Consider the following 10364-nt stretch of genomic DNA (forward strand, 5'->3'; position numbering starts at 1 on the left):
CCGCTCACCTTTCCGCTCCGGGCCAACGATGACCCGACGACGAATCGGACGTGCCATGTCCCAACCCTCAACGGCACCCGGCCGCCAGCACCGCACCGTCGCGCTGGCCGCCATGGCGGGCACCACCATCGAGTGGTACGACTTCTTCATCTACGCCCTGTGCACCGGCCTGGTCTTCAACCAGCTGTTCTTCCAGGGATTCGGCGAGGACTCGCTGATCATCTCCTTCGCCACCATCGGCATCAGCTTCTTCTTCCGGCCGGTCGGCGCGGCCCTCGCCGGCCACCTCGGTGACCGGCTCGGCCGCCGCGCCATGCTGATCGCCACCCTGGTGCTGATGGGCGCCGCCACCACCCTCATCGGCCTGGTGCCCACCCGGGACTCCATCGGCATGACCGCCCCGATCATCCTCGTCTTCCTGCGCATCCTGCAGGGCCTGTCCGCCGGCGGCGAGTGGGGCGGCGCCGCCCTGATCGCGGTGGAGCACGCCCCCACCGGCCGACGCGGCAGGTTCGGCGCCTTCCCCCAGCTCGGCGCCCCCCTGGGCCTGCTGCTGGCCAACGGCGTGCTCGCCCTGATGACCGCCCTGACCACCGACGAGCAGTTCCTGGCCTGGGGCTGGCGCATCCCGTTCCTGCTCAGCGTCGGCCTCGTCGCCGCGGGCTTCATCATCCGCCGCAAGGTCGAGGAGAGCCCCGTCTACCGGGAGCTGAAGGAGTCCGGCAACCACTCGCGCACCCCGCTCGCCGCCCTGTTCAAGCACCACTGGCCGCTCGTCGTCGGCGGTGCGCTGCTCTTCGCCGCCAACAACGCCGTCGGCTACATGACCACCGGCGGCTACGTCCAGGCCTACTCCGTCAACCACCTGAAGATCAACCCGACCACCATCCTGATCTGCGTCATGATCGCCGCCGTGACCTGGCTGACCAGCACCATGGTCGGCGGCATCCTGTCCGACAAGATCGGCCGCATCCGCGTCTACCAGATCGGCTTCGTCATCCAGCTCGCCTGGATGTTCCCCTTCTTCGCCCTGCTCAACACGGCCAACACCGGCCTCATCGTCCTCGGCCTGATCGTCTACAGCATCGGCCTGGGCCTCACCTACGGTCCTCAGGCCGCCCTGTTCTCGGAGATGTACCCCACCGCCGTCCGCTACAGCGGCGCCGCCCTGTCCTACGCCATCGGAGCCGTCCTCGGCGGCGCCTTCGCCCCCATGATCGCCGAGGCCCTCCAGACCAGCACGGGCACCGTCTACTCCGTCGGCGTCTACCTCACCGGTGTCACCGTCGTCGGCCTCGTCGTCACCTTCTTCGTCAAGGAACGCAAGGACGTCCCCCTCGGCGACACCGCAACCGACGGCCAACACGACGAACAGGCCACCGTCACCGCCTGAGAAAGCGCTGACCGGCCGGGAAGCGGCTCGACCGGGGCCAACGGCCGGTCCCCACAGCCACCTGCTCCAGCCTCCTCCCGGCCGGCAGACCGGGAGGAGGCCTTTGTGGCAGCCGGAAAACGGTCCCCCCTGTCCTCCGCCCAGACCTTCAGTTCCCGGATGAAGCGGGCCGCGGTGGATGCCGAGCTGAGCAACCACGCGTAAAACGGGAGCCGAGCGGATGGTCGTGCCGCGCGCGTACCGGAGGCGCGGCCGGTGGGACACACCGGCCGCGCCCTGCCCGGTTCCTCGTCCGTCAGCAGCCGCAGCCTGCCGTCTGCGTGGTGGTGGCCATGCCGGCAGCGGCGGAGCTGGAGGACTCCTGGTCCTGGGCGATGCGGCCGCGCAGCATGTTCTCCATGACGTCCATGAAAAGCTGTGCGCCGGAGGTGCCCACGACGAACGGGTTGGCAGTGGTGTTCGGCGCCCTGCGCAGCTCCGCCATGCGTTCCAGGCCGTAGTCGCAGAACGCGTGGTTGCTCAGTTCGACGTCGACCCCGGCCTGGCTCATCCTGGAGGCGAAGCTGAGGACCGAGTCGAGGTAGGTCTGCTTGTCCGCGGTGGGAGTGGGCGGGTTGGTGCCGCCCCACAGCATCGCGGTGTGGGCGCCGCCCTGCCAGTGGACGGGGAAGATCGGTGAGACGCTGCCGCGTGTGTGGCCCGGCGTGTGGTGGAGCCGGACGGTGGTGTCGCCCAGGGTCAGTTCCTGGCCGTCGGTGATGTCCAGGTCGCGGGTGGGTGCGTTGGCCGGCCGGCTGGCGGCGAGGGTGTTCCAGTCGGCGGGGGCCAACATGACGCGGGCGCCGTAGGTGTCGGCGAGGTACTGGGCGCCGCCGAAGTGGTCACCATGGCCGTGGGTGACGACGACGTACTTGATCGTCGACGGGTCGGCCCCGAGGGTGCGCAGGCCCGAGACGATGTACCGCTGGGCCTCCGTCGGATTGTTCAGGGCGTCGATGAGGATGATGCCGCCCGAGGTGAGGATCGCCGTGGCGGACACCCAGCCGGCGCTGAGCACCGCGACGTCGTCGAAGATCTTCAGCGGGGCGGGCGCGGTGGGCCGCGGAACGCTGAAGCCCGCGGTGAGCGCGCTGATGAGGCTGGTGAGGATCGGGTTGTCACCGGCCAGTTCGGCGGCCGTGTCGAAGTAGTCCTGCGCGGTCGCGGCTGCGGCGCGCCCCGTAAGCAGGGTTGTCGAGCCGGCGGTGAGCGCCGCGGCGGCGCCGAGCTGCCAGAAGCGGCGGCGCGTGAGGGACCCGTGGCCTGCGGAGAGTGCCGGGCGGGGCATGTCGGTTATGGGCTCGCTCATGAGTGCGGCTCCTTGCGGGGGATAGGTGGGGAAGTGCTTCAGGCGGTGACAGTGGCTTGTTCGCCCTGTGGGTCGGTTGCGGGCTTCACGGTCATGGTCGGTGTGGGGCGGTACCCCTGGTGTGGGGGAGCATGGATGTGTGACCACCTGAGAGCCAATATTGAGATCGATAGTGAATGTGGGCCCTCGGTGTCCGATCCGATATTGCGTCAGTCACCGGTGTGCGCAAGCGCGGTGGTCCCAGCGTGGGCAGGAGGCGCCGATGCGTCAGCAGCGAGGCTGCCGGAATAGGGTGGGCGGTTTCAGGTCAGGGGCGAGTCGGCGGGTATCGGCGGCAATTGCGGCGCCGTAAACACCGAGATGACCAGCGCGGAAACCGTGTTCGGGAAAGCAGTGGATTTCCTGAAGTTCTGGTGAAAACTCGCTGCCGCGCCGCTGATGTAGACTGCGGCGCGGCAGCGTAAAGGCAATTGCTCACTTCACAGAGCTGGAGAATAAATGCCGGGAAGCGCGATCATCACAGCTGCCCCTGAGGGGGCTGTCGGCTTCCTATATCTGGCGTGGAAGGGAATTCTCGGAATTCTCGGGTTCTGCCTCGCCCTCAACGTCCACGAATCCGCCTACAGGATCTACGAGCTCGCCACGAGTCGCGGGCCGTTCGCTCCCGGCCCCGGCTTCAGCCCACTCGTCATCAGGATCGTCGGAGCCCTCATAGGCGCCGTTTCGACTTGGTCGTGTGTGCAGGGTCTGGCTTCCTAGCGCCATTCAAGGGCATGCCAAAGGGCCTTGCCTCTCGGCGGGTGGACCACCGGCACGCCGGGCGGCCCAGTAGCCTGTGGTGATCTTCGTTGTGGCCAGGCCCAGGACCACGAGGAGGAACCTCTCCGGTCGTCGCCGTCGCCGTCGCCGTCGCCGTCGCTGGAGACGGAGCGGGAGATGTGACGGCCGTAGCGGACCGCGAGCATCAGGGCGAGGACGGGGACGAGGACGCTCAGGACGGTCGGGGTTTCGCGGATGCCTGGGCGGCCGAAGTCACCGAGGACCTTGGCGATGACGCCGGAGGAGGAGACTCCTCGGCCTGGCGCGCGGAGGTCAGCGCCGGTGAGTACCGCTCGTCGGGGCGGATCTCGCGCCCGGTGACCGGGTTCTTGGGGTTCGAGAGGATGCGAGGGCCTGGAGCTTCACGAAACGACCTCCGGTTCGGGCTTCGGCCACGCTCGTACCGAGGTCTCTTTCCACTGCCGCAGCAGACTGTTGACCGCCTGACGGCCCGCGCGGTTGGAGCCGACGGTGGACTGGGAAGGCCCGAAACCGACCAGGTGCACGCGCGGTTCACCGGCCACCTGGGTGCCGTGCATGGTGGTCCCGCCGAGTTCGTTGCGCAGCCGCAGTGGGTCCAGGTGGGCCAGCGCGGCCTTGAAGCCCGTGGCCCACAGGATCGCGTCGACCGGCGTGAAGGAACCGTCCGCCTCGCGCACGCCGCCAGGTTCGATCGCGGTGAACATGGGACGACGTTCGAGGGCCCCGCGCTCCTTCGCCGCCAAGGCGTACGGGGTCCAGCCCAGGCCGGTGTAGGAGACGACGCTTCCGGTGGGCCTGCCCGCCTCCACGTCGGCGGCGACCTTGGCGATGATCTGGCGGCCTTCGACCTCGGGATCGAACCCGCCCTCGATGAAGACGGGTTCGCGCCTCGTGTACCAGTACGTGGTGGCCACGCGGGAGATCTCCTCCAGTTGCTGGAGCGCCGAGATTCCGCCGCCGACGACGGCGACCCTGAGACCCGCGAACCGGGATGCCGAGACGTAGTCGTGGGTGTGGACCTGGAGGCCGGTGAAGCTCTCCTGCCCCGGGTAGTGGGGACGGACGGGGTTGGTCCAGGTGCCGGTGGCATTGATGACCGCCCGCGTGATCCAGGTCCCCGCGCTGGATTCCACGGCCAGCTCACCGTCGGGGCGGTCGTCCACCGGCCGTACGGCGCTGACGGTCACCGGTCGCAGGATCGGCAGGTCGGTCGCCTGCTCGAAGGCGGCGAAGTAGCGCGGCACGGCGGTACGGCTGGGTTCGTCGGGGTCGACGGGCGGTTGCGGGAAGTCGGGCAGGTCGAAGATGCCGTTCACGGTGTTCATCCGCAGCGACTCCCAGCGGTGCCGCCACGCCCCGCCGGCCGCCGGTTCGGCGTCGAGCACCACGAAGGTCCGGTCGCCGTCCGGGTCGGTCAGGGCGCTGGTGAAGCCGCGCCGCTTGAGGTGGTAGCCGGCCGAGAGGCCGGACTGCCCGCCGCCTATGACCACGACCGCCACCCGCCCACCGTCAGTGTGCATCGGCGCGCTCACCACCTCGAGGGAGCGCGCTTTTGCCGGTGGCGAGGCGCATGAGGTCGGTGTCGAAATCGACGTCCTCCAGAGACCGCTCCGCCCGTGTGGCGTTGCCGCCGAACTGGTGTTGATAGCCGCCCCAGTTGCCGTCGGCGATCTGTCGGCCGGCTCCGCTGCGCAGCAGGACGGAAAGCTCCTGAGCGGCCCGGGCGATCCGCTTGCCGAGGTCGGTCGATCCCCAGTCCTCCGGGGCGGCGTACAGGGAGGTCGGCATCGGGATCGCCCGGAGGAAGGCGAACAGGGGCCGGAGTTGCTCGTCGACGACCATGGCGTGCCGTGCGCTGCCGCCCGTGGCGGCGAGGACGACCGGTCTGGCGATCAGCAGGTCGTTGTCGATCAGGTCGGCGAACGACTTGAACAGGCCGCTGATCCCCGCCTTGTAGACCGGGGTGGCGGCGATGACCGCGTCGGCCGAGGCGAGCAGTTCCATGGCGGACTGCACCTTCGGGTTGAGCATGCCGGTCACGATGCCCTGTGCGATGTCCGTGGCGAGAGGACCGAGATCGATCGAGCGCACGGTCGCCGGAGTGCCCGACTCCCGGAGGGTGTCGACCGTCTTCTGGGCGATGCGGTCGGCGAGCAGCCGGGTGGACGACGGGTCGCTGACGCCGGCGTTGACGATGGCGATCGTCACCGAAGCCGCAGCGGGGGAGGGGGCGTTCATGCGGGGCTCCTCGTGGGTGCCTTGGTGTGTTGGGCGGCCGGTGTCGGCCGTAAGAACGCAGCCGGGGAAGCCGGTTTCAGAACGCCGCCGGGAAGTCGGCTTCGACGGCCGGGTCGCTGTCCTGGTACGGCGAGGTGCCGGACAGGTTGTCGCCGCGGTTCGGGTTCGGACGCGGCCGACGCGGCTCGGCGTCGCCGTACTTCGCCTTGACCAGGGACGAGTGCGTCGGAGCGTCCGGGACACCGGGCTTGCGGCGGGCCGCCATCTCCTCGCGCAGCACCGGCACCACCTCGGTGCCCAGCAACTCCACCTGCTCCAGCGCCATCTCGACCGGCAGGCCGCCCGCGTCGACCGCGAACAGCTGGCGCTGGTAGTCCCCGAAGCCCTCCTGGAAGGTGAGGACCTTGTCGATCACTTCCTGCGGGCTGCCGACGGTCAGGGGCGTGGCGGCCATGTAGTCCTCCAGTTTCATGCCCCGGAAGACGGGATGGTGCTCGAAGTAGGGGCGGTAGGTGTTGACCGCGTCCTGGGACCGCTTGGCGATGAACGCCATGCCGCCGAGGCCGACGATGGCCTGCTCGGCGGTGCCGTGGCCGTAGTGCTCGTACCGGCGCCGGTAGAGCTCGACGATCGGCTTGAAGTGGAAGTTCGGGGCCAGGATGTGGTTGGCGAAGAACCCGTTGCCGTAGTACGCCGCCTGCTCGGCGGTCTCCGGGCTGCGGATGGAGCCGTGCCACACGAACGGCGGGACGTCGTCCAGCGGGCGCGGGGTGGAGGTGAAGCCCTGCAGCGGGGTGCGGAACTGTCCTTCCCAGTCGACGACGTCCTCGCGCCACAGCCGGTGGAGCAGGTTGTAGTTCTCCAGGGCGAGCGGTACGCCCTTACGGATGTCCTTGCCGAACCAGGGGTAGACCGGGACGGTGTTCCCGCGCCCGAGCATCAGGTCCAGGCGCCCCTTGGAGACATGCTGCACCATCGCGTAGTCCTCGGCGATCTTCACCGGGTCGTTGGTGGTGATCAGGGTGACGGCCGTGCTCAGGATGATCCGCTCGGTCAGGGCCGCGATGTGGGCGAGCAGGGCCGGGGGAGAGGACGGCACGAAGGGCGGGTTGTGATGCTCCCCCAGCGCGAACACGTCGAGCCCCACCTCGTCGGCGCGCCGGGCGACCTTGATGATGTTGCTGATCCGCTCGGCCTCGCTCTGCGTGTGACCGGTGGTCGGATCCGGTGAGATGTCACCGATACTGAAGATGCCGAACTGCATCGTGGAACTCCTTGGGTTTACCGGACCCCTCATGCGGGTCAACAAGGTGATACGTCATCTATTCCCGCGTGGTGCAACGTCGGGTGAATCGCCCAGGGGCTGTCGTAGGGCCGTCGTAGGGCTGATCGATCTCCGTGCGGGGTTCGCCGCCGGTGTCACTGGCCGCAGGGGCCCGAGTGGTCGCAGTACGGCTGCAGCTGGCTGCGCGCGCAGCCGCACAGCACGGCCCTGGTCTCGGCGCGCTGCCCCTCCTCCGTGTACAGGGTCAGCTCACCTCGTACGACCAGCTGCCCGGCGGGGGTCCGGGTGATCCGGGTGGGCCGGTCCGGGCTCTCCGCTCCGTTGTCCGCCAGCGTGTACTGGAGCGCCCCTGTCGGGCAGCGGCGCACCACCTCGGCCAGGCGGTCGGCCGGAGCGCCGTCCGGTCGGATCCATGGGCGCCGGTTCGAGTCGAAGACCTCGGGCAGCCCCCTGACGCACTCGGTGGCGTGGAGACAACGCCTCGACTCGAAGGTCACGGTGATCTCTTGCGTCTCGTAGGCCTTCTTCTGGGGCGCGCTGTTCATGTCGGTCACCTCCGCCGGCTCCGCGGGCCGCTCAGTCACTGACCTTGCTCCGGTTCTGGTACGGCAGGTCGGCGTACTCGGGGTGGCGGTCGATCCAGTCGGCGTAGAAGGGGCAGGTGGCGAGCACGCGCAGCCCGGCGGCGCGGGCCTCGTCGAGAGAGGCCCGGGCGAGTGCGGAGCCGATCCCCCGGCCCTCGTGTGCCGGCGCCACCTCCGTGTGGACGAACGCGATCAGCTCCGCCGTCCGGATGTACTCCGCGAACCCGGCGACCTCGGGCCTCTCGTCCACCCGCGCCTCGTAGCGGCGCGCCTCGGGTGCGTCGACGACCTTGACTGTCACTTGTTCTCCTTGAGGCCCGGCTGATTCGACGGGATGCGAGTTCGACTTCGTTGGGGTTTGTTGATGCATCTACAAAGCTAATCAGCGCAGATTGACATGTCAACTATTGCTCGAGTCCCGACGTCCGCGTCGGCTGTCGCACCAGGTCCGTCCAGGTGTCCGGGAGGTGGGTGAGGGGGGCCCTGGTCCTCGTGGCCATGGCCGTGGCCGTGGCCGCCGTGGCCGTGGACGGTGGATGGCATGGCCGGTCAGCCGCGCATGCCGTGCCTGGGCGGTCGCCGCGGACTCGGAAGCCGTCCGGCGCGGGATGGTCGAGCTGGGCTGATGCGACGCGCCGATGCCCAGTCGCGTACGGCTGACGGGGCCGCCACGTGGTGGAATGTTGTTACGTCACCTAACATCCGTCCTGGAGCCGGCGTCAGCCCTGGCCCGGGCCTTCGAGGAGGTCGCAGGAGATGACCCAACAGCCGCACGAGTTGCTCTTCGGCAGCTTCATCACGCCGAGCGCCGACCGCATCGAGCAGGTGGTGGCGCTCACCCAACTGTCCGAGCGGGCCGGACTGGACCTGGCTACCTTCCAGGACCACCCGTACCAGCCTCGGCTGCTGGATTCCTGGACGTTGATCTCCTACCTGGCCGCGGCGACCAGCCGGATCAGACTGGCGCCCAACGTGATGAACCTGCCGATGCGCCAGCCCGTCGTGATCGCCCGCAGTGCCGCCGGCCTGGACCTTCTGACCGGCGGGCGTGTCGAACTGGCGCTGGGTGCGGGCGGGTTCTGGGACGCCATCGAGGCGATCGGCGGCCGACGTCTGAGTGCCGGTGAGTCCATCGACGCCCTAGGAGAGGCCATCACCATCATCCGCGAGATCTGGGACGCCGACACCCGTGGCGGAGTCCGGGTGGACGGCACCCACTACCAGGTCGCCGGCGCCAAGCGAGGGCCCGCGCCCGCCCATGACGTCGGCATCTGGGTGGGCGCGTACCGGCCGCGCATTCTCAGGCTCGTCGGTCGCGTGGCCGACGGGTGGGTGCCCAGCCTGAGCTACCTCGAGGGCGGGCTCGCCGGGCTCGCCGAGGCCAACCGGCACATCGACGAGGGCGCCGAGGCGGCCGGGCGCGACCCCGCCTCCATCCGCCGGCTGCTCAACATCGGCGACCACTTCACCCCCGCAGGCTCCACAGCCCTGACCGGTCCGCTCGCCCAGTGGGCCGAACAGCTCGCGCAGATCACCCTCGAGTACGGCGTGACCGGCTACATCCTGGCGGGCGACAACCCCACCGCCATCCAGCAGTTCGGCGAGGAAGTCGCCCCCGCCGTACGCGAGCTGGTCGAGAAGGCCCGCACGTGACCGGCAGGGCGCGAGCCGACTGCAGAAGTTGACTCATCAACTGAAATCTGCTTTGGTTGATGCGTCAATAAGAATCTCTCTCCGGACAGGGGTAGCTGGCATGAGTGACAAGAAGGTCATCGCGGTCGCCGGAGCCACGGGCGCACAGGGCGGCGGCGCAGCACGGGCGATCCTGGCCGATCCGGGCTCGGGCTTCACCGTGCGCGCGCTGACCCGGAACCCGGACTCGCCCGCCGCCAAGGAACTGGCCGAGCTCGGCGCGGAGGTCGTGCGGGCGGACTTCTACGACGAGCCGTCCGTGCACAAGGCGTTCGAGGGCGCGTACGGAGCCTTCCTGGTCACCAACTTCTGGGCGCACGGCTCGGCCGCCAAGGAGATCGAGGAGGTCGAGGTCCTGGTCCGGGCGGCAAAGGCCACCGGCCTGCGGCATGTGGTGTGGTCGACGCTGGAGGACACCCGCGAGCTGCTGCCGCTGGAGGACGGGCGGATGCCCGTTCTCCAGGACAAGTACAACGTGCCGCACTTCGACGCCAAGGGCGAGGCCAACGAGCTGTTCCGCCAGGCCGGAGTGCCGACCACCTTCCTGAACACCACCTTCTTCTACCAGGGCTTCCTGTCGATGATGGGCCCCAAGCGGGCCGAGGACGGCGTGCTGACGCTGACCCTGCCCTTCGAGGACGGCAAGCTGCTGGCCGGCGTGGACGTGAACGACATCGGCCGCACCGCCCTGGCCATCTTCAAGAACGGCGAGCGTTTCATCGGCCACACCGTCGGCCTGGCAGGCGACCACCTGACCGGCACCCAGTACGCGGAGAAGATCGGGGCCGCGATCGGCGAGCCGGTGCGCTTCCAATCGGTGCCCTATGACGTCTTCCGCTCCCTCGGTGTTCCGGCGGGCGACGAGATCGCCAACATGTTCCAGTACTACGGCGACTTCGACCAGGAGTTCACCGGCGCCCGCGACCTGGACGGGATCCGGGAGATCCACCCGGAGCTCAAGAGCTTCGACACCTGGCTGGCCGAGAACGCCGCCAACATCCAGGTGGACTGACCCGACGTCGC

General features: G+C 69.0%; 9 protein-coding genes and 1 pseudogene. 3 read left to right on the forward strand and 7 right to left on the reverse strand.

Features of this window, described 5'->3' with window-relative positions:
- Nucleotides 1-55 precede the first annotated feature (55 nt).
- Nucleotides 56-1393 carry an MFS transporter gene (locus FNH04_RS32855; protein WP_152789506.1) on the forward strand — a complete coding sequence of 446 codons (1338 nt, stop codon included), beginning with the start codon at nt 56-58 and terminating at the stop codon, nt 1391-1393.
- A gap of 295 nt (nt 1394-1688) precedes the next feature.
- On the opposite strand, the gene FNH04_RS32860 is transcribed toward FNH04_RS32855, so the two are convergent.
- From FNH04_RS32860 to FNH04_RS32890, 7 genes and pseudogenes are all read right to left on the reverse strand, one after another.
- Nucleotides 1689-2741: an MBL fold metallo-hydrolase gene (locus tag FNH04_RS32860; RefSeq protein WP_152789507.1), complete on the reverse strand. Its 1053-nt coding sequence runs from the start codon at nt 2739-2741 to the stop codon at nt 1689-1691.
- A gap of 855 nt (nt 2742-3596) precedes the next feature.
- Nucleotides 3597-3811: pseudogene (locus FNH04_RS48085) on the reverse strand (cation:proton antiporter); the annotation flags it as partial.
- Nucleotides 3812-3922: 111 nt separating this feature from the next.
- Nucleotides 3923-5062, reverse strand: coding sequence for a flavin-containing monooxygenase (locus tag FNH04_RS32870; RefSeq protein WP_152789508.1), 1140 nt, complete (start codon nt 5060-5062; stop codon nt 3923-3925).
- The gene (locus FNH04_RS32875; protein WP_152789509.1) at nt 5052-5780 is read right to left on the reverse strand and encodes a CE1759 family FMN reductase; all 729 of its coding nucleotides are present in this window, start codon (nt 5778-5780) and stop codon (nt 5052-5054) included. Before FNH04_RS32875 ends, FNH04_RS32870 begins: the two co-directional genes overlap by 11 nt.
- Before the next feature lie 76 nt (nt 5781-5856).
- Nucleotides 5857-7044: a CE1758 family FMN-dependent luciferase-like monooxygenase gene (locus tag FNH04_RS32880; RefSeq protein ID WP_152789510.1), complete on the reverse strand. Its 1188-nt coding sequence runs from the start codon at nt 7042-7044 to the stop codon at nt 5857-5859.
- Between the two features lie 155 nt (nt 7045-7199).
- Nucleotides 7200-7610 (reverse strand): (4Fe-4S)-binding protein, encoded by a 411-nt coding sequence (locus FNH04_RS32885; protein ID WP_152789511.1) that lies wholly within the window; start codon nt 7608-7610, stop codon nt 7200-7202.
- A gap of 31 nt (nt 7611-7641) precedes the next feature.
- On the reverse strand, nt 7642-7950 hold the full coding sequence (locus tag FNH04_RS32890; RefSeq protein WP_322724513.1) for a GNAT family N-acetyltransferase: 309 nt from the start codon (nt 7948-7950) through the stop codon (nt 7642-7644).
- Nucleotides 7951-8405: 455 nt separating this feature from the next.
- Between FNH04_RS32890 and FNH04_RS32895 the strand changes: the two genes are divergently transcribed.
- Together FNH04_RS32895 and FNH04_RS32900 are read left to right on the forward strand one after the other, a co-directional pair.
- Nucleotides 8406-9302, forward strand: a complete 897-nt coding sequence (locus tag FNH04_RS32895; RefSeq protein ID WP_152789512.1) for an LLM class flavin-dependent oxidoreductase — start codon at nt 8406-8408, stop codon at nt 9300-9302.
- A 100-nt stretch (nt 9303-9402) separates the two neighbouring features.
- Nucleotides 9403-10353 (forward strand): NmrA/HSCARG family protein, encoded by a 951-nt coding sequence (locus FNH04_RS32900; RefSeq protein WP_152789513.1) that lies wholly within the window; start codon nt 9403-9405, stop codon nt 10351-10353.
- Nucleotides 10354-10364 lie beyond the last annotated feature (11 nt).

Source organism: Streptomyces phyllanthi, from assembly GCF_009377205.1.
GTDB classification, from domain to species: domain Bacteria; phylum Actinomycetota; class Actinomycetes; order Streptomycetales; family Streptomycetaceae; genus Streptomyces; species Streptomyces phyllanthi.